Origin of the sequence: Falsiruegeria litorea R37, assembly GCF_900172225.1 — a bacterium.
Taxonomy (GTDB): domain Bacteria; phylum Pseudomonadota; class Alphaproteobacteria; order Rhodobacterales; family Rhodobacteraceae; genus Falsiruegeria; species Falsiruegeria litorea.
Map to the genome: position 1 here is coordinate 107,405 of NZ_FWFO01000005.1, position 23,049 is coordinate 130,453.

Annotated in this window: 27 protein-coding genes; 8 read left to right on the forward strand and 19 right to left on the reverse strand. The window is 59.1% G+C overall.

Annotated features, from left to right (window positions below; translation table 11 throughout):
- Positions 1-195: 195 nt before the first annotated feature.
- The 6 genes from infB to pip form a co-directional block, all read right to left on the reverse strand.
- Entirely contained in the window at positions 196-2,670 is a 2,475-nt protein-coding gene (gene infB, locus TRL7639_RS20350; protein ID WP_085797735.1) for a translation initiation factor IF-2, read from the reverse strand.
- A 9-nt stretch (positions 2,671-2,679) separates the two neighbouring features.
- A complete protein-coding gene (locus TRL7639_RS20355; protein WP_085797736.1) occupies positions 2,680-3,303 on the reverse strand; it encodes an RNA-binding protein in 624 nt (207 codons plus the stop codon).
- A 23-nt stretch (positions 3,304-3,326) separates the two neighbouring features.
- Entirely contained in the window at positions 3,327-4,961 is a 1,635-nt protein-coding gene (gene nusA, locus TRL7639_RS20360; protein ID WP_085797737.1) for a transcription termination factor NusA, read from the reverse strand.
- Positions 4,961-5,551 (reverse strand): ribosome maturation factor RimP, encoded by a 591-nt coding sequence (gene rimP / locus TRL7639_RS20365; RefSeq protein WP_085797738.1) that lies wholly within the window; start codon positions 5,549-5,551, stop codon positions 4,961-4,963. The genes nusA and rimP overlap by 1 nt, the downstream gene beginning before the upstream one ends.
- 165 nt (positions 5,552-5,716) lie before the next feature.
- Complete coding sequence (locus TRL7639_RS20370; RefSeq protein ID WP_085797739.1) at positions 5,717-6,520, reverse strand: ABC transporter substrate-binding protein; 804 nt, start codon at positions 6,518-6,520, stop codon at positions 5,717-5,719.
- Positions 6,517-7,494, reverse strand: a complete 978-nt coding sequence (gene pip / locus TRL7639_RS20375; protein ID WP_085797740.1) for a prolyl aminopeptidase — start codon at positions 7,492-7,494, stop codon at positions 6,517-6,519. The genes TRL7639_RS20370 and pip overlap by 4 nt, the downstream gene beginning before the upstream one ends.
- A 48-nt stretch (positions 7,495-7,542) precedes the next feature.
- On the opposite strand from pip, the gene ubiG reads away from it, so the two are divergent.
- A complete protein-coding gene (gene ubiG / locus TRL7639_RS20380) occupies positions 7,543-8,289 on the forward strand; it encodes a bifunctional 2-polyprenyl-6-hydroxyphenol methylase/3-demethylubiquinol 3-O-methyltransferase UbiG (protein ID WP_085797741.1) in 747 nt (248 codons plus the stop codon).
- An 11-nt stretch (positions 8,290-8,300) separates the two neighbouring features.
- Here ubiG and TRL7639_RS20385 read toward each other — a convergent pair whose 3' ends face one another.
- The 4 genes from TRL7639_RS20385 to TRL7639_RS20400 are packed head-to-tail and all read right to left on the reverse strand — an operon-like array spanning position 8,301 to position 10,610.
- Positions 8,301-8,741, reverse strand: a complete 441-nt coding sequence (locus TRL7639_RS20385; protein WP_085797742.1) for a MarR family winged helix-turn-helix transcriptional regulator — start codon at positions 8,739-8,741, stop codon at positions 8,301-8,303.
- A 13-nt stretch (positions 8,742-8,754) separates the two neighbouring features.
- The gene (locus TRL7639_RS20390; RefSeq protein WP_085797743.1) at positions 8,755-9,585 is read right to left on the reverse strand and encodes a carbon-nitrogen hydrolase family protein; all 831 of its coding nucleotides are present in this window, start codon (positions 9,583-9,585) and stop codon (positions 8,755-8,757) included.
- Complete coding sequence (gene grxC / locus TRL7639_RS20395; protein WP_085797744.1) at positions 9,585-9,842, reverse strand: glutaredoxin 3; 258 nt, start codon at positions 9,840-9,842, stop codon at positions 9,585-9,587. Before grxC ends, TRL7639_RS20390 begins: the two co-directional genes overlap by 1 nt.
- A 39-nt stretch (positions 9,843-9,881) precedes the next feature.
- A complete protein-coding gene (locus TRL7639_RS20400; RefSeq protein WP_085797745.1) occupies positions 9,882-10,610 on the reverse strand; it encodes a ComF family protein in 729 nt (242 codons plus the stop codon).
- Between the two features lie 17 nt (positions 10,611-10,627).
- Between TRL7639_RS20400 and TRL7639_RS20405 the strand changes: the two genes are divergently transcribed.
- Both TRL7639_RS20405 and hemH read left to right on the forward strand, forming a co-directional pair.
- The gene (locus TRL7639_RS20405) at positions 10,628-11,458 is read left to right on the forward strand and encodes a methyltransferase domain-containing protein (protein ID WP_085797746.1); all 831 of its coding nucleotides are present in this window, start codon (positions 10,628-10,630) and stop codon (positions 11,456-11,458) included.
- Positions 11,459-11,516: 58 nt separating this feature from the next.
- The gene (gene hemH, locus TRL7639_RS20410) at positions 11,517-12,566 is read left to right on the forward strand and encodes a ferrochelatase (RefSeq protein ID WP_085797747.1); all 1,050 of its coding nucleotides are present in this window, start codon (positions 11,517-11,519) and stop codon (positions 12,564-12,566) included.
- Positions 12,567-12,644: 78 nt separating this feature from the next.
- On the opposite strand, the gene TRL7639_RS20415 is transcribed toward hemH, so the two are convergent.
- Entirely contained in the window at positions 12,645-12,827 is a 183-nt protein-coding gene (locus TRL7639_RS20415; protein ID WP_085797748.1) for a hypothetical protein, read from the reverse strand.
- Positions 12,828-12,965: 138 nt separating this feature from the next.
- Complete coding sequence (locus tag TRL7639_RS20420; protein WP_085797749.1) at positions 12,966-13,565, reverse strand: L,D-transpeptidase; 600 nt, start codon at positions 13,563-13,565, stop codon at positions 12,966-12,968.
- A 168-nt stretch (positions 13,566-13,733) separates the two neighbouring features.
- On the opposite strand from TRL7639_RS20420, the gene dalA reads away from it, so the two are divergent.
- The gene (dalA, locus tag TRL7639_RS20425; RefSeq protein WP_085797750.1) at positions 13,734-14,246 is read left to right on the forward strand and encodes a divisome-associated lipoprotein DalA; all 513 of its coding nucleotides are present in this window, start codon (positions 13,734-13,736) and stop codon (positions 14,244-14,246) included.
- Positions 14,247-14,319: 73 nt separating this feature from the next.
- On the opposite strand, the gene TRL7639_RS20430 is transcribed toward dalA, so the two are convergent.
- The 7 genes from TRL7639_RS20430 to TRL7639_RS20460 form a co-directional block, all read right to left on the reverse strand.
- Complete coding sequence (locus TRL7639_RS20430) at positions 14,320-14,784, reverse strand: PTS sugar transporter subunit IIA (RefSeq protein ID WP_085797751.1); 465 nt, start codon at positions 14,782-14,784, stop codon at positions 14,320-14,322.
- A 72-nt stretch (positions 14,785-14,856) separates the two neighbouring features.
- Complete coding sequence (gene hpf / locus TRL7639_RS20435; protein ID WP_085797752.1) at positions 14,857-15,420, reverse strand: ribosome hibernation-promoting factor, HPF/YfiA family; 564 nt, start codon at positions 15,418-15,420, stop codon at positions 14,857-14,859.
- Positions 15,421-15,675: 255 nt separating this feature from the next.
- Positions 15,676-16,434 (reverse strand): LPS export ABC transporter ATP-binding protein, encoded by a 759-nt coding sequence (gene lptB / locus TRL7639_RS20440; RefSeq protein ID WP_085797753.1) that lies wholly within the window; start codon positions 16,432-16,434, stop codon positions 15,676-15,678.
- Complete coding sequence (locus tag TRL7639_RS20445) at positions 16,434-16,925, reverse strand: LptA/OstA family protein (protein ID WP_085797754.1); 492 nt, start codon at positions 16,923-16,925, stop codon at positions 16,434-16,436. Before TRL7639_RS20445 ends, lptB begins: the two co-directional genes overlap by 1 nt.
- A gap of 3 nt (positions 16,926-16,928) precedes the next feature.
- Entirely contained in the window at positions 16,929-17,510 is a 582-nt protein-coding gene (lptC, locus tag TRL7639_RS20450; protein ID WP_235820471.1) for an LPS export ABC transporter periplasmic protein LptC, read from the reverse strand.
- 30 nt (positions 17,511-17,540) lie between these two features.
- Positions 17,541-18,509, reverse strand: coding sequence for a KpsF/GutQ family sugar-phosphate isomerase (locus tag TRL7639_RS20455; protein ID WP_085797756.1), 969 nt, complete (start codon positions 18,507-18,509; stop codon positions 17,541-17,543).
- On the reverse strand, positions 18,506-19,120 hold the full coding sequence (locus tag TRL7639_RS20460) for a ribonuclease D (protein ID WP_085797757.1): 615 nt from the start codon (positions 19,118-19,120) through the stop codon (positions 18,506-18,508). The genes TRL7639_RS20455 and TRL7639_RS20460 overlap by 4 nt, the downstream gene beginning before the upstream one ends.
- Before the next feature lie 226 nt (positions 19,121-19,346).
- On the opposite strand from TRL7639_RS20460, the gene TRL7639_RS20465 reads away from it, so the two are divergent.
- The 4 genes from TRL7639_RS20465 to queG are packed head-to-tail and all read left to right on the forward strand — an operon-like array spanning position 19,347 to position 23,020.
- Positions 19,347-20,450 (forward strand): NnrS family protein, encoded by a 1,104-nt coding sequence (locus TRL7639_RS20465; protein WP_165759858.1) that lies wholly within the window; start codon positions 19,347-19,349, stop codon positions 20,448-20,450.
- Between the two features lie 40 nt (positions 20,451-20,490).
- Positions 20,491-21,231 (forward strand): monofunctional biosynthetic peptidoglycan transglycosylase, encoded by a 741-nt coding sequence (gene mtgA, locus TRL7639_RS20470; protein WP_085797759.1) that lies wholly within the window; start codon positions 20,491-20,493, stop codon positions 21,229-21,231.
- A 57-nt stretch (positions 21,232-21,288) separates the two neighbouring features.
- A complete protein-coding gene (gene fzlA / locus TRL7639_RS20475) occupies positions 21,289-21,954 on the forward strand; it encodes an FtsZ-binding protein FzlA (protein ID WP_085797833.1) in 666 nt (221 codons plus the stop codon).
- Between the two features lie 28 nt (positions 21,955-21,982).
- Positions 21,983-23,020: a tRNA epoxyqueuosine(34) reductase QueG gene (gene queG, locus TRL7639_RS20480; RefSeq protein ID WP_085797760.1), complete on the forward strand. Its 1,038-nt coding sequence runs from the start codon at positions 21,983-21,985 to the stop codon at positions 23,018-23,020.
- The last annotated feature ends 29 nt before the right edge of the window (positions 23,021-23,049 follow it).

The following is a 23,049-nucleotide window of genomic DNA, read 5'->3' on the forward strand; positions in this document are numbered from 1 at the left end:
ATCGCCGTCCGGGTGGATGATAAGGTGTACGTCGGTAAGCCAATTACGGCTGCCGCGTAACTGCAAATTGCACCACCGCTCACACTGACTGCAAAAAAGGGATGGCTTTGGCTGTCCCCTTTTTGTTTTTGAACCCTTGAATGAAAAACGGCGGCCCCATGGGAGCCGCCGTTTTCAATTTCAGCTGAATTTCGATTAGTCGAGGGTCCGAGTGACCTCTTCGCGCTCGAAGATTTCGATTACGTCGCCTGCGCGGATATCGTCGTAGTTCTCGAACGCCATACCGCATTCTTGACCTGACTGGACCTCGGCCACTTCGTCCTTGAAGCGCTTGAGGGTTTTCAGCGTGCCTTCGTGGATCACAACGTTGTCGCGCAGCAGGCGTACGCCTGCGGAACGGCGCGCGACGCCTTCGGTGACCAGACAGCCGGCAACTTTGCCCACGCCTGTGACCTTGAAGACTTCGCGGATTTCGGCGTAGCCGATGAAGTTTTCGCGGATCTCGGCGCTCAGCAGGCCCGATGCGGCGGCTTTGACGTCGTCTACCAGGTCATAAATGACCGAGTAATAACGGATTTCGACACCTTTTTGGTTGGCGGTGTTCCGCGCCGATGCGTTGGCGCGGACGTTGAAGCCCATGACCGGTGCGCCCGATGCTTCGGCCAGGCCGATGTCGGTTTCGGTGATCGCACCCACGCCCGAGTGCAGCACGCGCACGCGCACTTCGTTGTTGCCGATCTTTTCCATCGCCTGAACGATGGCTTCGGCAGAACCCTGCACGTCGGCTTTGACCAGGATCGGCAGCTCGGAAACGTTTTCGTCTTCCTTGGCCTTCTGCATCAGCTGTTCCAGCGTGGTTGCAGCACCAGCAGCAGCACGTTTGTCCTTGGCGGCTTGCTCGCGATATTCCGCGATCTCGCGCGCCTGCGCTTCGGTCTCGGTCACGTTCAGAACGTCGCCCGCTTCGGGTGTGCCGTTCAGGCCCAGAACCTCGACCGGAACCGAGGGGCCAGCCTCTTTGACGCGCTCGCCCTTGTCGTTGATCAGCGCACGGACCTTACCGTACTGCTCACCCACAACAAAGATGTCGCCCTGGCGCAGTGTGCCGTTCTGAATCAGAACGGTGGCAACGGGGCCGCGGCCCACGTCCAACTGAGCTTCGATCACGGCGCCCTGAGCAGCACGTGCCGGGTTGGCCTTGAGTTCCAGGATTTCCGCCTGAAGCGCGATGGCCTCCAGCAGTTCGTCCAGGCCCTGACCGGTGTGCGCGGACACTTCGACGTCCTGCACTTCGCCCGACATGGCTTCGACGATCACTTCGTGCTGCAGCAGTTCCGCGCGGACCTTGTTGGGGTCGGCGGCGGGTTTGTCGCATTTGTTGATCGCCACGATCATCGGCACTTCGGCCGCCTTGGCGTGATTGATGGCCTCAATCGTCTGCGGCATGACCGAATCGTCAGCAGCCACAACCAGAACCACGATGTCGGTCACCTGAGCACCACGCGAGCGCATCGAGGTAAAGGCCGCGTGGCCCGGAGTATCCAGGAAGCTCAGCACCGCGCCGCTTTCGGTTTTCACCTGATAGGCACCGATGTGCTGGGTGATGCCGCCGGCCTCGCCTGCCACAACGCGGGCGTTGCGGATGGCGTCCAGGATCGAGGTTTTGCCGTGGTCGACGTGACCCATGATGGTGATGACCGGGGGACGCGACTGCAGATCTTCGTCCTTGTCTTCGACCTCTTTGATGACGTCTTCGACGTCCGAGTCCGAAACGCGGGTCACCTTGTGGCCAAACTCTTCGATGATCAGTTCGGCTGTATCTGCGTCGATGGTCTGGTTTTGCGTAACCATCATGCCCATGTTCATGAGCGATTTGACGACGTCTGCAACACGCTCGGCCATGCGGTTGGCCAGCTCAGAGACGACGATGGTCTCTGGCAGCTGAACGTCGTGGAATACCTTTTCGCGCTCGACCGAACCGCCCATGGCTTTCTGACGCGCACGCTCTTGCTTGCGCTTCATCGATGCCATCGAACGGTGACGGTTGCTTTCGCCACCGGTGGCCTGGCCGAGGGTCAGTTTGCCCGAACGACGACCGTCGTCGCGACCTTTGCCACGGGTGTTGCGCTGTTCACGCTCGCGGTCAGCCTTGCGCGGGGTTGCGGCAGGTGCCGGTTTGTTCGGTGTCGGGCGGGAAGTAGGCGTATCGGCTTTGGGCGTCGGGGCTGCAGCGGCGCGTTTGGCGGCCTCTTCGGCTTCCTTGCGCTTACGCTCTTCTTCTTCGGCCTTTTGGCGGGCACGTTCAGCGCGCTCTTTCTCTTCGCGTTCCTTGGCTTCAGCCTCGGCACGGCGACGGGCGCGTTCTTCCTCGCGGGCCTTTTCTTCGGCTGCGCGCTTGGCGACTTCTTCCGCCTCGCGGGCCTTGGCGGCCTGAACGGCCTTCAGGCGGCGTGCCATTTCCGCATCAGTAATACCAGCCGGGCGACGCGACGGATCACCCGAAGGGGTTGACCCCCCAGGTTTGCCAGCGCCGGGCTTGGGAACCACCACGCGCTTGCGTTTGGTTTCCACCACGACATTCTTGGTCCGTCCGTGGCTGAAACTCTGTTTCACATTCCCCGGGCGGGACCCACGCAGACCCAATGTCTTTTTGCCGTCACTATCGCTCATAAAGCCTAACTACCCTTCCGTGCGGCCCTTGCCGCCGTCATCCGTTTCGCGCACGCCACGCAAACGCTGCGCTTCCTCTACAACACGTTTACTGAGTCCACCAGAGGCGAGGGCGGCATGTATCACAGTTTGGCGTCCAAATGCCATGCCTAACTCGTCTGCCGTCAGCCAACCGATGTATTTGCCCAGGTGTGGCGTGCTCAATTTCGATTTCCCGCGTCCCGACCCGTCCGAGGCTTGCAGCAATATCTGCGCCTCTTCCCTGTCGAGCATTGATTTGACCTTTTCATACCCGGCGACCGCATCGCCGGATTTGCGCGCAAGGCTCAGCAGGTCGATCACGCGGCGGGTCAAAAGACGTTCGACGTCTTCGACCAAGTCGTTTGCCACGGTCACCTGCATCTTGAAGCTGCGGGAAAACAACTTCTTCTGCACGGCTTTAGTCAGTGCCTCCCGGTCGGCTGCGACATAGGCGCCGCGACCGGGGAGTTTGCCCATCACGTCCGGAAAGACCTGACCGTCAGGGCCCACCACAAAGCGAATCAGCCCAAATTTCGGCTGCACTTCGCCTGTGGCAATGCATTTGCGGTCTGGACCATCCGTGTGATCCTTTGGAACGCCACCGCGACCCATCTCGAACCCCCTGGGGCCTGAGATCAGGCCCCGGCCTCCGGGTCGGTGTTTTCGTCAGTGTCGCCGTCCGCGCCGTCTTCCTCGGCTGCGGCTTCCAACTCGGCCGGATCAACCCAACCCAGCAGAACGCGGGCGGTCATCACAAGATCCTGTGCCTCTTCCAGCGAAACGTCGAAGGGCTCCAGAATACCGTCGTCCTTGACCCGTTCACCATCGACCGACGTCCAGCCACCGGCCAGCTCCCAGTCGGCGCAGGTTGCAAAGTCTTCGAGCGTTTTCACGTCGTCTTTGGCCAGCGCCTCGATCATTTGGGGTGTCAGGCCTTCGAATTCAATAAGGCTCTCTTCGACACCCAGAGCACGGGCATTGTCCAAAGCGGCTTTGGCCTGGGCTTCCAGGAACTCGCGGGCGCGGGTCTGCAGCTCTTCGGCGGTGCCTTCGTCAACACCGTCGATGACCAGCAGTTCGTCGATCTCGACATAGGCCACCTCTTCGAGGTTGGTGAACCCTTCGGAGACAAGCAGCTGAGCAAAGAATTCATCCAGGTCCAGGCTGTCCATGAACAGTTTGGTCCGGGCTTCGAATTCTTTCTGACGGCGCGCCGATTCTTCGGCCTCGGTCATGATGTCGATGTCCAGCGCGGTCAGCTGCGAGGCCAGACGCACGTTCTGACCACGGCGGCCAATGGCCAGCGACAGCTGCTCTTCGGGAACGACAACTTCGATCTTGCCGGCTTCTTCGTCCAGAACCACCTTGGACACCTCGGCGGGCTGAAGCGCGTTCACCAGGAAGGTCGGCTGATCTTCGTTCCACGGGATGATGTCGATCTTTTCACCCTGCAGTTCGTTCACAACGGCCTGCACGCGGCTGCCGCGCATACCAACGCAGGCACCCACAGGGTCGATCGAACCATCATAGCTGATCACGGCAATCTTGGCGCGCGAACCCGGGTCACGGGCCACGGCCTTGATTTCGATGATGCCGTCATAGATTTCCGGCACTTCCATCTTGAACAGCTCGGCCATGAACTCGGGCGCGGTGCGGCTCAGGAAAATTTGCGGGCCACGCACTTCGCGGCGCACATCCTTGATGTAGCAGCGCACACGGTCGTTCGGGCGATAGCTTTCGCGGCCGATCTTTTCGTTGCGGCGCAGGATCGCCTCGCCGGCACCCACGTCGACGATGACGTTGCCGTATTCCTCGCGCTTGACGACACCGTTGATGATGGTGCCTGCGCGGTCCTTGAATTCTTCGTACTGGCGGTCACGCTCGGCTTCGCGGACCTTTTGCAGGATCACCTGCTTGGCTGACTGTGCTGCAATCCGACCCATTTCAACCGGCGGAACCTCTTCGACAAAGGTGTCACCAACCTGCGGGTCAGCCATGTACTGTTTGGCCTGCTCGACGGTGAATTCCGACTGATAGTTTTCCAGCTCTTCGTCTTCGACCACGGTGCGGACGCGAGTGAATGTCGCCTTGCCGGTCTTGCGGTCGATGCTGACGCGGATGTCCATCTCGGCGCCGTAGCGGGACTTCGCGGCACGGGCGAGGGATTCTTCCATCGCTTCGACCACCAGACCGGGGTCGATCATCTTTTCGCGGGCCACGGCCTCGGCGGTTTGCAACAGCTCCAGCTGGTTTGCAGAGGTGATTGCCATTACTTCGTCTCCTCTTGGGACCCTTCGGTCTCGATGTCGTCGAATGCGTCTTCGTTGAGCACGCCCGCGTCTTTGCGTTGGCGTAGCATTTCCTTGATCAACTCGTCTGTCAGCACCAGTTTGGCGTCGCTGAGCCAGTCGAATTGCAACCCGATGGTCACGGTCTCGCCGTTCTGGTCGATGTTGATCAGAACCTCTTCCCCTTCGATGCCTGCCAACTCGCCCTTAAAGCGGCGGCGTCCATCGATGAGTTCGGTTGTTTCCAGCTTGGCCTCGTAGCCTTCGAACATGTCGAAGTCTTTCAGCCGCGTCAGCGGGCGGTCGATGCCGGGGCTCGATACCTCGAGCGTATAGGCGTCCAGGATCGGGTCTTCGACGTCCAGCGTGGCGCTGACCGCGTTCGAGATTTCGCCGCAATCGTCAACTTCGATGCCGCCACCGGCCTTGTCGGCCATGATCTGCAGAGTGGTTTCTTTGCCGCTCATCAGGCGGATGCGAACCAGCTCATAGCCCAGATCTTCGATCACGGGCGTGATGATCTCGGCCAACCTGCGGTCGATGGCTGCTTTTGCTATCAGGTCGTTTGTCATTGTCGGTTCTACCCAAGCTCCGGGCACAAAAAAACGGGCGCGCGGCCCGTCGTAATTCCGGTGGAGCTTCCGATCCGAGAGACCCGACGCGCCGCTGTTATCAAGGCATATACGGCGGATGGGATGAGTCTGCAAGGGGCAGTGTGAAATTGTGAGATTCGGAGGCTATATCATCCACCACCGTTCCGCGATTCGCCCATTATCCAACGCTCCAAGTGAGCTAATTTGGCGCGGCAGGCCCACTGTGTCGGCAACGGCCAAGGCCATGTCATGTTCAGACGGATGATAGCGGTACTTGGTACGCTCCCGCAGGCCGTTTGGTGCGGGCAGGGCGGCGACGTCGACATAGCCGTCGCACAGCGCCTCGGCACGGACACGTGCGTCGGGGATCATGATGACCTCGATCCGGTCCAGCCACCCGGCTTGACCGACTTTGTAGTGATCCGTGACCTTTTCCCCCCGGAAATGCCGTCCGTCTTGCAAATGCGTGGCGCGGTAGCAGCCGGTGCCGATGGTGTCTCGGGCGATGCAAAAGGCGTCTTCAGCCAGCGTGAATGGCAAACCCGGTGCAGCTTTGGTCAGTTCGACCCGCAGTTGGTGATCTGTCAGGGTCTCGATCCGGCTTAGGTCCGGTAGATGCGACATGGCCTCTATGATGTCTTGCGCAGTGAGCGGCGCGTCATCGTGAAACAGCACATCCGCGCGCAGATCAAAGGTCCAGACCCGGGCGTCCTCTGAGCTTTGCCAGCTTTGTGCCAGTTCTCCGCGCAACGTGCCGTCGGGCGCAATTTCGGTCAGTGTGTCGAACATGGCGCCGCGCGCGACGCGGTCCAGCGACCCGTCCTTTGGCACGGCCAAGCGGAGCGTACCGCCCGTCTTTGGCGCGGCGTCCAGCGAAACCCCAGTTGCAGCCAGCAACGCAGCGGCCGCGCCGGTGGAAAAGAGCGCGCGGCGGTCGATACGGGTCATGTCAGCACCTCGGCGATCCGGTCCATGCTGCGCACCAGTTCGGCGCTGATGCCCGGTTCTGACAGGGCGTGACCGGCGTTGCGGACCATCCGCAGCTCGGATGCGGGCCACAGGTTGCTGAGCTTCCAGGCGGAAGAAGGTGGGCAGATCATGTCATAGCGCCCCTGAACGATAACGCCGGGAATATGCGAGATTCGCCCCATGTTGGCCAGGATCTGCCCATCAACGTCGAGAAAGCCGTTGTTGATGAAATAGTGGTTCTCCAACCGGGCAAACGCGCGGGCGTAATCGCCGGGGCTTTCGCCGCTGGTACCGGATGAGTGGATCGAGGCCAGCGCATTCTCCCACGCCGACCAGGCGCGGGCATAGCGGGTTTCAAGCGGGCGATCGCCAGAGAACAGCCGCTTGTGATAGGCGGCGATCATGTCGTGTTGTTCGTTTTCGGGAATGAGCGAGGCGAACTTGGCCCAAGTTTCCGGCCAGAACTTGCCTGCGCCGCCGCCATAGAACCAATCAAGTTCGGCCTGCGTCATCAGGAACACGCCGCGCAACACCAGATGCGTCACGCGATCCGGGTGCGCCTGAGCGTAAATCAGGGCGAGCGTCGCGCCCCAGCTGCCGCCAAAGGCGATCCAGGCGTCGATGTCCAATTGCCGCCGGATCAACTCGATATCTGCGACCAGGTGATGGGTTGTGTTGTTTTCGACCGAGGCATGAGGCCGCGACCGGCCACATCCGCGCTGATCAAAGAGAATCACCCGGTACACTTCGGGGTCGAAATAGCGCCGCATCGCCGGGCTGCACCCGCCACCAGGGCCGCCGTGCAGCACCACGACGGGAATGCCGTTTGGGTTGCCACACTGTTCAAAATAAACGCGATGACCCTGCCCAACATCCATCAACTGCTGATCGAAAGGTTCGATCGGCGGGTAAAGAAATTGCACTGCGCGCTTTTGGTCCGAGTACTTGTCCATTATGGCCCTATATAGTCCTAAGACGTAAAAGAGCACACGGAGACAGGAATGCAAGCGCCTGCGAACACTGTTGACCCTTCGGAGATCGCGAAATTCGAAGCGATGGCCGCCGAATGGTGGGACCCCAACGGCAAATTCAAGCCGCTGCACATGCTCAACCCGTGCCGGTTGGACTATATTACGCAACAAATCGCCGGTGAGTTCGAGCGCGACCTGGCAGGGACGCGCCCGTTCGAAGGTCTGCGACTATTGGACATCGGTTGCGGTGGCGGGCTGCTCAGCGAACCGATGGCGCGTCTGGGGGCCGAGGTTGTGGGCGCCGATGCGGCGCAGGGGAACCTGCCCGTCGCGCGCATTCACGCCGAACAGTCGGGATTGGACATCGATTATCGCCACACCACGGCCGAGGCTTTGGCCGAGGCAGGCGAGCAGTTCGACGTGGTTCTGAACATGGAGGTGGTCGAGCATGTGGCCGATCCACTCAGCTATCTGACCGCGACGCAGCAGTTGCTGAAACCCGGCGGGTTGGAGATTTGTTCGACCATCAACCGCAACCCGAAATCCTATGCCGTGGCAATTTTCGGGGCCGAAGTGGTGATGCGATGGCTGCCCAAGGGCACGCATGAATGGAATAAATTCATCACGCCTGACGAGCTGTTTGATCTGTTGCGTCAGGCAGGTTTGGACCCGGTCGATCGTAAGGGGTTCGTGTTCAACCCGATCCTGTGGAACTGGTCGATCTCGGACCGCGATCTGAGCGTGAACTATGTGACCGCGAGCATCAAACCCGAGTAATTTGGCTTGTCTCAACCATCTTCGAGCTTGATACGTAGATCGCGCAACACGGGCAGGGTAGACCGGACACGGTCCAGCCCCAGCTCCCCGACGACCTGATTGATCAGCGGCGCAATGGAAGAGATCGCCTGATCCCTAGCCTGGCGGCCTGCGGGGCTGATGGCGACCATTTTGCGGCGAGCGTCATCCCAGTCGGGGCGGATGTGGATGTATCCTGCCCATTCCAGTTTCGCGAGTGTGTTGGTCATGGCACCACGTGTGACATGGAACGCCGACGCCAATTGCGCCGGGGTGCGTTCTGTCCCGGCATAGGCCAGATGGTTCAGAACCGAGAAATGCGAGATTTCCATGCCTTTGGGCAGCACCCGGCTCAGCCGGTTGCGCAACAGTTGGTCTACGGTCAGAATCTCGCTGAACAGCGTGACCGCCAAGGCATTGGTTTCGTCTGTCATTTCCAGATCTGGGTCAGGGACCGTCGAACGGCCGAACGTGAGTCAGAGACGGCACTTTGCGTCGTGCGTCTGTAACAGATGTATCATCCAGATCAAAATAGTGAATGCCCGGTTCAGTACCTGCGTCAATCACGACCTCTCCCCATGGCGCAACAACCAGTGAATGACCGTGGGTATAGCGGGTCTTGCCGCGGGTTTTGGGGTGCTCGCCACATTGACCGGGGGCAAGAACCCAGCATCCGGTCTCAATGGCGCGGGCGCGCAGCAAAGGTTCCCAATGTGCGGCACCTGTGACCGGAGAGAAGGCTGCTGGCACCGTCAGGATCGTTGCGCCCTCTTGCGCCAGTTTGGCGTGCAAGTGTGGAAAGCGGACGTCGTAGCAGATGGTCATGCCGACCTTGCCAAAGTCGGTCTCGGCCACCACAGCCTGCGTTCCAGGGCGATAGTTGGCGGATTCGCGGAATGTTTCCTGTTCGGTCACGTGAACATCGAACATGTGGATTTTGTCGTATTGCGCGACGATCTCACCCTGAGGATCGATCATGAACGAGCGGTTGGCGAACCGGCCATCCGCGTCATGCGTCTTGATCCCCAGTGACCCGATCAGGAGCCAGACCCCCAGCTCGGCCGCCTGCTCGCGCAGACCGGCCAGCGTGACGTCATCCTCTTGATGCTGCAGCACCTCGCGCTGGCGCGTGGTGCTGGTCGAGACGCAATTGGTGACCTCGGGCGTCAAGACGAACTTGGCGCCACCCTTTGCAGCCTCGGTGATCATGCCGCGCACCATCTCCAGGTTTGCGGCAGGATCGTCAGACGAGGTGATTTGCAGCAGCGCAGTTTTCATCAGGCGGCCAGCAGCGGGTCGAGCTTGCCCGAGCGTTCCAGATCATACAGATCGTCACAGCCGCCCACGTGGGTTTCGCCGACAAAGATCTGCGGCACGGTGCGGCCACCATTGGCGCGTTGGATCATCTCGGGCTTGCGGTCCGGGTTCCGCATCACGTCAATCTCGGTGAATTCGACGCCCTTCTGGTTCAGGAGGCGCTTGGCCGCATGGCAAAAACCGCAGAGCGGCGAGGTGTAGATTTCAACGGCTTTCATGGTCGTTCCCTTGGCAGATTTGGCGTAATCTAGGGGGAATTAGGCATCCTTGGCAACGCGCGCCAGTGTGAGCACGAAAATATGATTTGCTCCGGCGGCCAGGCAGGCCTGCGCACAGGCCGTCAGGGTTGCGCCGGATGTCATCACATCATCCACTAGCAGAATGTCCCGTTTGATCATCCGATGTCGTCGCTTGGGGTGTACTTCGATGGCTTGGGACAGGATTTCAGTACGTTCTTGCAGGGTTTTCCCTTCAAGCATCGGGGTTTTTTTGCTGCGAACCATCAGGTCGGGGCAGTGGGGCAGGCCGGTTTCATCCGACAGGTTCTGAGCTAGCAGAGCCGATTGGTTGTAGCGGCGTTTCAGCAGACGCGTCCAATGCAACGGCACCGGCGCAATCAGCATCTTGTCGTGCATCATGTATTTGGCGGCCTTGGCCATCCACAGGGCAGCGGGGCGGGCCAATTCGGGTCGGTCACCATGCTTAAGTGCCAGAATCATCCGCCGTGCTCGGCCTGTATAAAGCAGGGCCGAGCGCCCATCTTTCCAAGGGCGCGGCGTGCCCATGCAGTCATCGCATTCGATCCGATACCCGTCCTGTTGGCCGGGTAAGGGGGTGCCGCACGCCTCGCACACGGTGCCTGCGATGAACGGGGTGTCGCGCCAACACGAGCCGCAAAGGCCAAAGTCCGAGGTCACCAGATCCCCACACCCCAGACAGCGTGGGGGGTAGATCATCTCGACAGCGGTTTGAATCCTGCTCCACATGGGATTATCTGCACCTCATGAGATTGCCACTCCAAAACACACCAGAATTGGTCGACAGCGCTGCTCGGGCTACCTATCGCCGCCGCATTCAGCCGGATGCCTTGTTCCTGCATGATGCGGCCATCGACGAAGTCCAAGATCGCCTCTCGATGGTTAACAGAACCTTTACGACGCCAGCAGTCGTGACGCCTTTGCCGCTGGTCTGGGGCAGTGCGGTTCCGGGTGCTCGGGTGATACAGGATGCCGAGGTGCTGGATCTGGAGCCCGGGGCGCATGATCTGGTGGTGCATGCGATGGGTCTGCATTGGGCCAATGACCCGGTTGGGCAGTTGATCCAATGTCGTCGTGCACTCAAGCCCGATGGCCTGTTGCTGGCGATTGCGCTCGGCGGTGAGACGCTGCGTGAACTGCGCGCCGCTTTGGGGCAGGCCGAGGTTGAAGTGTCCGGTGGCTTGTCGCCGCGAATCGCTCCGATGGCAGAGATTCGCGACCTGGGTGGTTTGCTCCAAAGGGCCGGGTTTGCTTTGCCAGTGGCCGACAACGTGGACTTTCGGGCCGAATACCGGGACATCTGGCATCTGATGCGTGATCTGCGCGCGATGGGGGAAGGCAACGCCTTGTCTGCGCGTTTGCGCCACCCGACGCGCCGGGGCGTATTCCAGCGCGCGCAAGAGCTGTACCAGAGCAGCTTTGCCACGAATCAGGGACGTCTGCCCGCAACCTTTGATCTGATCTGCCTGACGGGGTGGTCCCCGGACGAAAGCCAACCCAAACCGCTGCGCCCCGGGTCGGCAAAGGCGCGGCTGGCGGATGCTCTCAAAACGACCGAAGGCAAATTGTCGGATTGACCCAATGGGTTTTCCGCTTATCTCACCTGCGACACACGATATATTCAGGACGCCAAACATGTTTGATGCCACCCGCCCCGCCCATGCCCCAACCGACCATCCAAAGGTGAAGTTCGGCAAGGTCGGCGTGTTGCTGGCCAATCTGGGCACGCCGGATGACTATTCATATTGGCCGATGCGGCGTTACCTGAACGAGTTTCTGTCGGACCAGCGGGTGATCGACTATCCGAAATGGAAATGGCAGCCTCTGCTACAGCTGATCATCCTGACCAAACGCCCTTTCACGTCTGGTGCGGCTTACAAATCCATCTGGAACCACGACAAGGGCGAAAGCCCGTTGATGACGATCACCAAGGATCAGACAGCCAAGATGGCGGCAAGTTTGACCGAGCGCTATGGCGACCGGGTGATGGTTGATTTCTGTATGCGCTATGGCAACCCATCAACGCAGTCTAAGGTTCGAGAAATGGTCGAGGCGGGATGCGACAAGATCTTGTTTTTTCCGCTTTATCCGCACTACGCCGGCGCGACCTCGGCCACTGCCAATGACCAATTTTTCCGCGCCCTGATGCAAGAGGCCTGGCAGCCCGCTAGCCGCACGGTCGCGCCGTACTTCGACCATCCGGCCTATGTCGAGGCTCTGGCGCAGTCGATCGAGAGCGCATATGCGGATATGGCGACGCGCCCCGACATTCTGGTGTGTTCCTACCACGGTATGCCCGAACGGTATTTGCAGCAGGGCGATCCCTATCACTGCCAATGCGTGAAAACGACCAGGCTTCTGCGCGAGCGTCTGGGTTGGGATGAGACCGAGATCGTTTCGACTTTTCAATCGCGGTTTGGACCCGAGGAATGGCTGAAACCGTATACGGTCGACCACGTGGCGGATTTGGCGAAGCAGGGCAAAAAGAACATCGCCGTCTGCGCACCGGCCTTTTCAGCCGATTGCATCGAAACGCTCGAAGAGATCAATGAAGAGATCAAGGAAAGCTTTGAAGAGGCGGGTGGTGAGCAGTTCACCTACATTCCCTGCCTTAACGATGACGACGCGCATATCGAGGCACTGAGCACCGTTGTGGCGGAAAACCTGTCGGGCTGGATCGACTGACGTCTAAGCAGGGTTCCCAAAAATGAAAAAGGCGGTGGGTGACCACCGCCTTTTCCGTATCAGCCGAAGCTGAAAATCTTAGGACGATGCAACAGCGGCGCCGACCAGAACCAGCAGCAGCAGCGGCAGGACGATGCCCGACGACGACGACTGAGTTTCTTCAACGATGACCGGGGGCTCAACGATCGGCTCAGCGATGTTGCCCGCGTATGCGGTCGAAGCAGCAGCAGTCAGAGCAGCAGCAAGAACGAGTTTTTTCATATTAACCTCCAGAATTTGCGCGATTCGACATAATGAACCGCACAGCCAAGACTTACCTCGTGGTTTTTTCTAATCAGCTATAGGGTTGAATTGCAAACGCTACTTACCCCAAACCTGATTCACCGCGCTGAAATGTCGTCAAATTAGCAACACTTGCGTGCCCACCTTGGCCATTGAGAACAATTCGGAGATATGCTCGTTGTACAGACCAATGCAGCCGTTCGACGACCGGCGTCCGATTTTGCGCGTGTCGTGGGTGCCGTGGATGCGGTAGTATTTCCAGCTTAGGTACAGCGCGTGCGTGCCCAATGGGTTGTCCGGGCCCGGCGGAATATGGTCCGGCCACTCGGGATTACGCTTTTTCATCGAAGGGGTTGGCGACCAGCTGGGGCCTTCGACCTTGCGGATGACGCTGGTGCGGCCAAGCCGGGTCAGTTCCTCGGTCAGGGGCACTGATGAGGGGTAGAGCTTGTAGATCGACTGATCGTCCGACCAATAATGCAGCGCACGCGACGTGGTATCGACCAGAATCGCACCGTTTCTGGTGTTGCTGAAGTAAGGTTTCCAACTCTTCGCACGGAAGCTTGAAATATTGCGACGAACCGCCGGCTCTGGCTCGGGGGCCGGGCGTAATGGGTCGTTTGGCACGTATTGAGCGATGGCAGGCGTACCCAAAGTGGCGGTTGCGCCAATCAAAAAACTGCGGCGAGTCGGGGATTCGAATGACTTTTTGACCATGGTTGCAGACCTTTATGTGTTCAAACCCAGTATCCGAGCCATAATATGGCGCGAAAGCCTCAGTCGCAAATCAAACCGGCATGAAAGCGCAGATTGTGGCAGAGTTGCATTTGCGCCTGCACCTGTGTCGCGCTATCTCATGATCCGATAGATGTTCCGGGGTGCCTTATGACGCGACTGATTTCTCTTTTGACGGTTCTGTTTCTGGGCCTTGCGGCCTGTACCCCCACATCGGGGCCAGATCGGTTGGGGGCTGATGGCCAGCCGCTGCCCAAGGTTTACAAGATTCGCGGCAACGCCTCGAAGCTGCAGTTCCGCATGCTGGACTCGGTCAATGCACTTCGCTCGGCCTCGGGCCTGTCTCCGGTGCAGTTGAACGCGCAGCTGAATGCGGCTGCTGCGACGCATTCGCGTGACATGGCTGCACAGAACCGCCCCTGGCACTTTGGTTCGGATGGTTCGTCGCCGCTGGATCGGATTGCGCGGGCCGGATACCCTGGGCCGCTGGTGGGTGAGGCGATCTCGGAAACCTACGAGACCGAGTTGGAAACCCTGGCCGCCTGGATGGAAGAGCCGGGCACGCGTGGCGTAATTTTGGACCCGACAGCCATCAACATGGGGTTTGCCTGGTTCCAGGAAAAAAGCGGCAAGATTTGGTGGACATTGGAAATGGGCGGCTAAGCCCGATCCAGTTACAAACAAAAAAAGGCCCAGGACGGGGCCTTTTTTGATTCCAGAGATGGGTGATCCAGGATCAGGCGGCTTGAACCGATTGCGCCTCGGTCAGGATTGCATAGAGCTTGGTCTGATCCAGATTGGCACGCAGTTTGGTGCACAGCGGCTGCTCGCGCAGGGTGCGCGATACCAAGGCCAGCGCCTTCAGGTGCTCTACGCCCGCCTCTTCAGGGGCAAACAGGGTAAAGGCAATGTCCACCGGTTGCCGGTCAACCGAGCCGAAATCCATCGGTTTTTCCAGCATGACAAACACACCGGTGACATGCTCTACGCCAGCCATACGGGCGTGAGGCAGGGCTACACCATGGCCAACGCCAGTGGGTCCCAGGCTTTCGCGTTCCATCAGGGCCTCGACCGTCGACTGTGGGTCAAACCCATGCGAGGTATGTGCCACTTCGGCGATTTCCTGGAACAGACGTTTCTTGCTCGAGGCGGCGGCAAATACCTTGACCGCCTCAGGCTTGAGGATGCTTGAAAGCTCCATCTCTTGCTTGCTCCGCGTGGGCGCCCTCTGATCAATTGGGCCAGAGGGCAGCCATCTGATAATTCTTGCCTATTACGGGTCGATCCAGCCGATGTTTCCGTCATCTCGACGGTACACCACGTTCAACCCATCCTTGCCTTCGTTCCGAAAGACCAGCACCGGGGCACCAGCCAGCTCCATTTGCATAACGGCCTCGCCAACCGAAAGCGACGGAATTTTAGTTTCCATCTCGGCCACAATAATCGGCTGAAGCGACTCGGGCTCACTGTCGGTGTTCTGTCCTTCCGACGCGAGGATATACGAGGACGCGCCAAAGAGTTCAACCGGCTCGGATCGATCCTTGTGGTGATCCTTCAGGCGGCGCTTGTAGCGGCGCAGCTGGGTCTCCATTTTATCGCAGCAGGCCTCGAACGCGGCATAAATCTCGTTGGCATGCGCCTTGGCTTGCGCCGTCAGGCCGGTTGAAAGATGAACAGTTGTTTCGCACACATATTCATGCGCCGAGCGGGAAAAGACGACATTGGCGTCGGTGGGGCGTTCCGCGTATTTTGCGACCGCATCGCCCAGTTCCGTCTGCACGTGTGTTTGCAGGGCTTCACCGATATCAATCTGTTTTCCGCTGATTTGGTAACGCATGTGATCTCCTTCACAATTCTCACCCGCATTCACGCCCAAAGGATTGGGTGCGCCTGTCAATAACGGGTGATTGGATTAGGCATTTGCGCAGATTGCGTCCCATTCGACCCTTCAGCGAAGGGGCTCACCAAGACAGCATCGAACCGCAAGTTTGCCATACCCCGATTGAGGCAAGAGACGCGCCGAGAGTCAATCGCAAAGCAGCAAAGAAGTTGTGTGAATCTTCGTCGCTTTCGGCGGTCATCCGTCGTAAGGTCATGAAATGCGGAAGTTTTCGCCCAGATACACGCGGCGCACGTTTTCGTTGTCCACGACCTCTTCCGGTGTGCCGGACATCAGGACCTGACCGTCATGCAAGATATAGGCGCGGTCCACGATCTCGAGCGTTTCGCGCACATTGTGGTCAGTGATCAACACGCCAATGCCGCGCTTTTTCAGATCAGCCACAAGGTGGCGGATGTCACCAACACTGATCGGGTCAACACCTGCAAAAGGCTCGTCCAGCAGCAGATATTTGGGGTCGGCGGCCAGGCAGCGGGCAATTTCAACGCGGCGGCGTTCGCCGCCCGACAGGGCCAGCGCAGGGGCGCGTCGCAGGTGCTCGACGGAAAAGTCTGACAGCAATTCTTCAAGCCGTTCCTTGCGCTTGTGCGCGTGTTTGACGGTCACATCCAGTACAGCCGAAATATTGTCTTCGACGCTCAGGCCGCGAAAGATCGACATTTCCTGCGGCAGATATCCGATCCCCAAACGTGCACGCCGATACATCGGCAGTGTGGTGACATTCTGACCGTCGATGGTGACTGATCCAGCTTCGGGGAACACCAAACCAGCGATGGAGTAGAATGTTGTCGTTTTGCCGGATCCGTTCGGGCCCAACAGCGCCACAACCTCGGATCGGTCCAGAGACATCGACACGTCCCGAATCACCGTCTTTTTACTGTAAGACTTGCGCAGCTTCTCGATTTTCAGCCCGGATGAGCCTTCGGTCACGCTGAGTTTCGGTTTTGCCATCAATTCTTGTCCGAGTTCAAAATTGTTTTCACTCGGCCAACCATCTGCGCCGTTCCGGTGATCAGATTGACGGTCATCTTGTTCGAAGTCAGGGCGTTTTCGCCTTGGGTCAGCAACACGTTTCCGGTCATCACGATGACGCCTGTATCGATGGTGTAATCTGCGCGCTGCGCCTGAGCGGCATCAGGTCCGCTGACCAGCACAACGTCGCCCGTTGCTTCCATGCGTTGGATGCCGGATTGTTCCTGGTTGTAGATGACAAGAACGCGCTGCGCAGACAGGCGCATTTCACCTTGCCCCACCAAGACGTTACCCTTGAATTCCGCGGATCCGTTCTCCTGGTTCACGTCGAGCGTATCAGCTGTCACTTCTACCGGCAGGGATGGGTCGGCTTTGATCGCACCGAATGCAACGTTAGTGCCCTGTGCCGACACCGGTGCCGCGCCCAGGACCAAAGAGATGCTGATAATCAGAGCGCGAAAATAGAACACAGGTTATCTTTCTTGCTTTTGGGGATCATATATCAGCTTCACGCCGTTTTTGAATACCATGTGGATGGGTCCATCGTCGTTTTTTGCACCCATTTCCATGTTTCCGGCCGTGAAATCACCAATTGGGCCGGTTCCGGTGACTGTTCCGGGGGTCGATCCCTTGATCCCGCTCAGCGTCGTGTGCAGCACTTCGGTCCGGATTTCGGTGCCATCGGTTGATGTGATCCGAACGTCGCCCGAGAACACGGCCATGTCCTGATCCAGCGCAACGCTCCCCAAATCCGAGGTCAGGCGGATGATCTTGCCGTCGATAAGTTTGATCTTGGCGTCCAGGTTTGTCGCCTCGGCCGGGGAATTTGGCCCGCCAGGCCGGGCGATCAATGCGGTGACCAGCACTTCTTCGCCCTTGGCAGTGGTGCCCGAGAAATAGGGTTTGGTCACTTGTTGGTCGCGCATCCGATCTGCCATGTCCTGTTCGGCAAACGGGATTGTGGCATTTGGGTCGACGCTGCGGGACAGCAGGAACAGGGTCGACAACAGCGCAAGTGCTGCCAAAGGCAGAAGCACCTTTAACAGTTGCACCATGCGTGAATAGCCGTCCAAATCCCCGGCCCCTTATCCCAGACCGACGCGCAGGCAGTCGTGGATATGCAGCAAGCCCTGCGCCGAGCTTTTTGTGGCCTCATCGGTCACAAACAGGCAGGTGATCTTTCGCTGGTTCATCACGGCCACCGCCTCCTCGGCCAGCGAATCGGCTGTGATCGTGGTCGGGTTGGCGGTCATGACCTGTTCTGCATTCAGATCCAGCAACCCGTCCATGTTTCGCCGCAAGTCACCATCGGTGATGATCCCTGCCAGCGATCCATCCGCGCCGGTTACGCCCACAACGCCAAAGCCCTTTTGGCTGATCTCGATCAGCGCCTCGCTCATCGGCGTATCGGCGGTGATCAGTGGCAGAGCATCGCCCGCATGCATCAGATCGCTGACCTTGCTCAGTCGCGCGCCTAGCTTGCCACCAGGGTGGAACTCGCGGAAATTCTCGGGCCGGAAGTCGCGATACTTCATCAATGCAATCGCCAGTGCATCCCCCATCGCTAGCGTCAGCGTTGTCGAGATGGATGGCACCATGCCAAAGCCACAGGCTTCGCCCCGTGCGGGGATCTGCAGGTGCACATCGGCGTTCTTCATCAGCGTGCTGTCCATGCGGCTGGACAGACCGATAAGAGGGATCGAGAAGCGACGCGTAAACGCCAGCAGGTTCGCCAACTCTGGTGCCTCGCCCGAGTTCGAAATCGCCAGAACAACATCCCCTTCGGACAGCATGCCCAGATCGCCGTGGCTTGCCTCGGCCGGGTGCACGAAATAGGCGGGCGTGCCGGTGCTGGCCAGGGTGGCGGCGATCTTGTGGCCGATGTGGCCCGATTTGCCGATGCCGCTGACGATAACGCGACCCTTGGTGTTCAGGATCAGATCAACTGCTTGTGCAAAGCGATCATCCAGCCCTTCGGCCAAGGACTCAAGCGCTTGGGCCTCGTCTGTGATCACCTGGCGGGCGGTGCTGAGAAAGGACTGTGGATCGGTCATGAGTGTGCAAAGATATCCGTTTCAGGCCAGCCTGCCAAATCCAGCTTGGCGCGCATGGGAAGAAAATCAAAACAGGCCTGGGCCATCTCGGTCCGACCTTCGCGCGCCAGGCGCTTGTTCAGCTCATCGCGCAGTTGGTGCAGGTGTAGGACGTCGGATGCGGCATAGTCGAGTTGCGCGGGCGTCAGGGTTTCGGCGCCCCAATCGCTCATCTGTTGCTGTTTCGAGATGTCGACGCCGATCAACTCTTGCGTCAGGTTCTTAAGCCCGTGGCGGTCGGTATAGGTGCGCACCAGTCGGCTGGCGATCTTGGTGCAGTATACAGGCGCGGTCAGCGCGCCAAAGGCGTTGTACATCGCGGCGATGTCAAAGCGGCCAAAGTGAAACAGCTTGAGCACATCCGGATTTTCCAGCATCGCGCACAGGTTTGGCGCCGATGTCTGACCCTTTTCGACCTGCACGATGTGCGCGTCGCCGTCACCACCGGACATTTGGATCACGCACAGGCGGTCCCGATGTGGGTTCAGGCCCATGGTTTCACAGTCGATGGCCACAATGGGCCCTAGGTCCAGCCCGTCGGGCAGGTCGTTCTTGTACAGGTGGTTTGCCACGAATGATGTCCTTTGCGCCTTGTGCGGCTGAGATAGGGGGTTTGGATACCAAACTCAACTGTGATGGGGAAAGCGGGCAAAGCCGCCTTGCGCATAAAGATTGATCTATCACAAACTCAACTTTGGGGTCGCGTGATACGTCGGGGCAGTTCTCTGGAATTCGATCAAGTTGTGCAGCCCCATGTCCCCCACTCAAACCTCTCTCTTTTCTTACGGATTTCGCCCGATGTTTCTGGGTGCCTCCCTCTTTGCGATCCTGTCCATTGTGATCTGGGTTTTGTCGTTGCGGGGCGCTGCTGAGCTGCCGCTCTACGGGGATCCCCACCTGTGGCACATGCATGAGATGCTGTTTGGCTACGTCTCGGCCGTGCTGACCGGGTTCCTGCTGACGGCCGTGCCCAATTGGACCGGACGCGCACCTGTTGTTGGATCGCTGCTGGTTGGGCTGACGGGGTTGTGGGTTGCAGGTCGCGCGGTGATGCTCTGGGGCAGTGGTTGGGTTGCGGCGGGCGTCGAGGTGTTGTTTTTGTTTGCCGTCCTCGCGATCACAACACGCGAAGTGATCGCTGGTCGCAATTGGCGCAATCTGATGGTGGTGGGGCCGGTCAGTGTTTTTGCTTTGGCGAACCTGGGATTTCACACCGAGTCCGCGCTGACAGGGAATGCCGAATACGCAACCCGTGCCGGGTTTGTTGCCATCATGGCGTTGCTAATGCTGATCGGGGGAAGGATCACACCGGCCTTCACCCGCAATTGGCTGAAACAACAAGGTCATGCGCATCTGCCACCGACCTTTGGTCGCTTTGATGCCGTCAGCCTTTTGGTCAGTGTTCTGGCCCTGATCTTGTGGTTCATTGTCCCTGATATCCTCGTATCTGCTGGATCATTGGCAGTTGCCGCATTCCTCCAAGCGGTGCGTTTGGGACGGTGGGGCGGGTTGCGGACCCTGCCCAACCCCATCCTTTTCACGTTGCATGGATGCTTTGCCATGATTCCGCTGGGGATGCTTATGCTGGCCGCCGCGCCGTTTGACTGGGCCTTTTATGCAGCCGGGCTGCACGTCATCGGGATTGCCGCCATTGGTGGAATGACACTGGCTGTCATGCTGCGCGCCAGTATGGGTCACACCGGGCGCCCACTGAAATCCGATATATGGATGAACGCCGCCTTGATCGCGTTGTTGCTGGCCTCAGGTTTGCGTGCGGCCTGGTCGCTTTGGGGCTTGCCCGGCTGGATGCTGGATCTGTCGGCAACGCTGTGGATTGTGGCTTTTGGTGTCTTTGCGCTGCGGGTTGGACCCTGGCTTTTGCGCCCCTCAAAACCTGCTTAGAAGGTTTGTCGGAACGGCGCAGGTCCAGTATAGAGTGGGCATGGCCAAAAAATCGGCAGGCAAGAAGAAGAGCAGAGCAAAAGCAAAGACACGGTTCAAACCGTTGCCTTGGCTGTTGTCGTGGGCGGGCTTCCTTGCTTTGCGCGGCACCACGATCTTGATCCTGACCGTTTTGGCGCTGGTGGTGCTCTATACATTTGTCAATCCGCCGATCACCCACACCATTTGGTCGGAAAAGCGCCGTTTGGGGTCAGTTGATCGGCAATGGGTTCCGATCGAAGAGATCACCCCCGTCATGGCCCGTTCGGTTGTTGCCGCAGAGGATGCGAATTTTTGCCTGCACTGGGGTTTTGACGTCAAAGCGATTCGGGCGGCGATTGATTCCGGTAGTGGGCGGGGGGCGTCCACGATCTCGCAACAGGTGGTCAAAAACGTTTTCCTCTGGCAGGGGCGCAGCTGGATTCGCAAGGCGCTTGAGACAGCGATCACGCCGGCAGTCGAGGTGATCTGGTCCAAGCGGCGCATCCTTGAGGTTTACTTGAACGTGGCCGAGATGGACGAAGGCGTGTTCGGCGTTGATGCAGCCGCCCAAGGATACTTTGGCGTGACGCCGGATAAGCTCACGCCTTTGCAGGCCGCGCGCATTGCCGCCGTGCTGCCTGCGCCCAAATCGCGCTCGGCCTCGAAACCAAGCGCCAAGGTGCGCAAGAGGACGGCCTCGATCATGGATGGGGCGGCCACCATCCGCGCAGATGGGCGGGCCGCGTGTTTCGAGGATTGAAAATCCTGACGCCAGAGGGCATTGCTGGATCAACACCATTCGTTCAACTGGATCACCATGGCGCGCCTGTTTCACGTCCCCCTTTCCCCGTTTTGCCGCAAAGTCCGGCTGTCGCTTGCTGAGAAGAAGATCGAAGTCGAGCTGGTCGAAGAAAGATATTGGGAGGAAGACCCCGATTTTCTGCGCCGCAACCCGGCCGGTAAGGTCCCGGTGATCAAGCTGGACGGCAAGATGATGGCCGAAAGCGCGGCCATCTGTGAATACATCGAAGAAACTCGTCCCGAGCCGTCGCTTATGCCCAAGGACGTTGATGCCCGGTATGAGGTACGCCGCCTGATCAGTTGGTTCGATGACAAGTTCCACCACGAGGTGACGTCGAAGCTGCTGTATGAGCGGGTCAACAAGAAGATGACCGGTCAGGGCTATCCCGACAGTCGCAACGTCAAGGCCGGAGCCAAGGCGATCAAGTATCATCTGGATTACATGGCCTGGTTGCTGGATCACCGCCGTTGGCTGGCGGGCGATGCAATGACGCTGGCTGATTTTGCAGCCGCCGCGCATCTATCGTCGCTGGACTATATCTCGGATGTGGATTGGAACCGCAGTCAGATCGTCAAGGATTGGTACGCCAAGATCAAATCGCGTCCTGCCTTCCGGTCTATCCTGGCCGATCAGATTCCGGGCTTCCGCCCGCCGGCCCATTACGCCGACCTGGATTTCTGATAGACCTTTGGGCAGAGGCCCAAATTCAATGACCACCGATCCCGATCTGAAACAGAGACTGACGCAGCAGGCGCTGGACGAAGGGTTCGTGTCCTGTCGGATCTGCCGCCCATGGGACATCCCGCAGGTGCCCGAGCGCTTGGCCGCTTTTGTCGAGGCCGGGTATCACGGGCAGATGGGCTGGATGGGCGAACGAATGCATTGGCGCGGCAACCCCGCCGCGCTTTGGCCCGAAGCGCAATCCGTGATCATGTTGGCCGAAAGCTATGCCCCGGATCACGACCCCCGTGCCATTCTGGACCATCCGGATAAGGGCGCGATTTCGGTCTATGCGCAGAACAAGGACTATCACGATCTGGTCAAGAAACGCCTCAAACGCCTGGCCCGTTGGCTGATCGCCGAGGGTGGTGGAGAGGTGAAGGTTTTTGTCGATACAGCACCCGTTTCCGAAAAGGCGTTGGGTCAGGCGGCGGGTCTTGGGTGGCAGGGCAAACACACCAACCTTGTGAGCCGTGATTGGGGCAATTGGGCCTTCATAGGCTCTGTTTTCACCACACTCGACTTGCCCGCAGATGCACCTGAGATCGACCATTGTGGCTCTTGCCGGTCTTGTTTGGCGGCGTGTCCCACCGATGCTTTTCCTGCGCCCTACCAGTTGGATGCGCGGCGTTGCATTTCTTACCTGACCATCGAACACAAAGGCCCGGTCGACGAAGAGCTGCGGGGTAAACTGGGCAACCGCATCTATGGCTGCGACGATTGCCTGGCTGCGTGTCCATGGAACAAATTCGCGGTGGCGGCCAGTGACATGCGCTATGCCGCGCGCGAAGAGTTGAAGGCTCCGGGGTTGGCTGAATTGGCCACTTTGGACGACACGACGTTTCGGGCGTTTTTCTCGGGCTCGCCGATCAAGCGGATCGGGAGGGACCGGTTCGTGCGCAATGTCCTTTATGCCATCGGTAACTCGGGTGATGCAGCATTGATGCCAACCGCGCAGGGCCTGACCGAAGATGCGGATGCAACCGTGGCCGATGCTGCCCGGTGGGCCGTGGAACAATTGCAATAAGTGACGCAAACAGGCAGGACGTGTCGCGC

Bases quoted from the DNA above. Each gene is read 5' to 3' on its own strand.
- infB (WP_085797735.1), bottom strand. From the start codon at position 2,670: ATGAGCGATAGTGACGGCAAAAAGACATTGGGTCTGCGTGGGTCCCGC.
- TRL7639_RS20355 (WP_085797736.1), bottom strand. From the start codon at position 3,303: ATGGGTCGCGGTGGCGTTCCAAAGGATCACACGGATGGTCCAGACCGC.
- nusA (WP_085797737.1), bottom strand. From the start codon at position 4,961: ATGGCAATCACCTCTGCAAACCAGCTGGAGCTGTTGCAAACCGCCGAG.
- rimP (WP_085797738.1), bottom strand. From the start codon at position 5,551: ATGACAAACGACCTGATAGCAAAAGCAGCCATCGACCGCAGGTTGGCC.
- TRL7639_RS20370 (WP_085797739.1), bottom strand. From the start codon at position 6,520: ATGACCCGTATCGACCGCCGCGCGCTCTTTTCCACCGGCGCGGCCGCT.
- pip (WP_085797740.1), bottom strand. From the start codon at position 7,494: ATGGACAAGTACTCGGACCAAAAGCGCGCAGTGCAATTTCTTTACCCG.
- ubiG (WP_085797741.1), top strand. From the start codon at position 7,543: ATGCAAGCGCCTGCGAACACTGTTGACCCTTCGGAGATCGCGAAATTC.
- TRL7639_RS20385 (WP_085797742.1), bottom strand. From the start codon at position 8,741: ATGACAGACGAAACCAATGCCTTGGCGGTCACGCTGTTCAGCGAGATT.
- TRL7639_RS20390 (WP_085797743.1), bottom strand. From the start codon at position 9,585: ATGAAAACTGCGCTGCTGCAAATCACCTCGTCTGACGATCCTGCCGCA.
- grxC (WP_085797744.1), bottom strand. From the start codon at position 9,842: ATGAAAGCCGTTGAAATCTACACCTCGCCGCTCTGCGGTTTTTGCCAT.
- TRL7639_RS20400 (WP_085797745.1), bottom strand. From the start codon at position 10,610: ATGTGGAGCAGGATTCAAACCGCTGTCGAGATGATCTACCCCCCACGC.
- TRL7639_RS20405 (WP_085797746.1), top strand. From the start codon at position 10,628: ATGAGATTGCCACTCCAAAACACACCAGAATTGGTCGACAGCGCTGCT.
- hemH (WP_085797747.1), top strand. From the start codon at position 11,517: ATGTTTGATGCCACCCGCCCCGCCCATGCCCCAACCGACCATCCAAAG.
- TRL7639_RS20415 (WP_085797748.1), bottom strand. From the start codon at position 12,827: ATGAAAAAACTCGTTCTTGCTGCTGCTCTGACTGCTGCTGCTTCGACC.
- TRL7639_RS20420 (WP_085797749.1), bottom strand. From the start codon at position 13,565: ATGGTCAAAAAGTCATTCGAATCCCCGACTCGCCGCAGTTTTTTGATT.
- dalA (WP_085797750.1), top strand. From the start codon at position 13,734: ATGACGCGACTGATTTCTCTTTTGACGGTTCTGTTTCTGGGCCTTGCG.
- TRL7639_RS20430 (WP_085797751.1), bottom strand. From the start codon at position 14,784: ATGGAGCTTTCAAGCATCCTCAAGCCTGAGGCGGTCAAGGTATTTGCC.
- hpf (WP_085797752.1), bottom strand. From the start codon at position 15,420: ATGCGTTACCAAATCAGCGGAAAACAGATTGATATCGGTGAAGCCCTG.
- lptB (WP_085797753.1), bottom strand. From the start codon at position 16,434: ATGGCAAAACCGAAACTCAGCGTGACCGAAGGCTCATCCGGGCTGAAA.
- lptC (WP_235820471.1), bottom strand. From the start codon at position 17,510: ATGGTGCAACTGTTAAAGGTGCTTCTGCCTTTGGCAGCACTTGCGCTG.
- TRL7639_RS20455 (WP_085797756.1), bottom strand. From the start codon at position 18,509: ATGACCGATCCACAGTCCTTTCTCAGCACCGCCCGCCAGGTGATCACA.
- TRL7639_RS20465 (WP_165759858.1), top strand. From the start codon at position 19,347: ATGTTTCTGGGTGCCTCCCTCTTTGCGATCCTGTCCATTGTGATCTGG.
- mtgA (WP_085797759.1), top strand. From the start codon at position 20,491: ATGGCCAAAAAATCGGCAGGCAAGAAGAAGAGCAGAGCAAAAGCAAAG.
- fzlA (WP_085797833.1), top strand. From the start codon at position 21,289: ATGGCGCGCCTGTTTCACGTCCCCCTTTCCCCGTTTTGCCGCAAAGTC.
- queG (WP_085797760.1), top strand. From the start codon at position 21,983: ATGACCACCGATCCCGATCTGAAACAGAGACTGACGCAGCAGGCGCTG.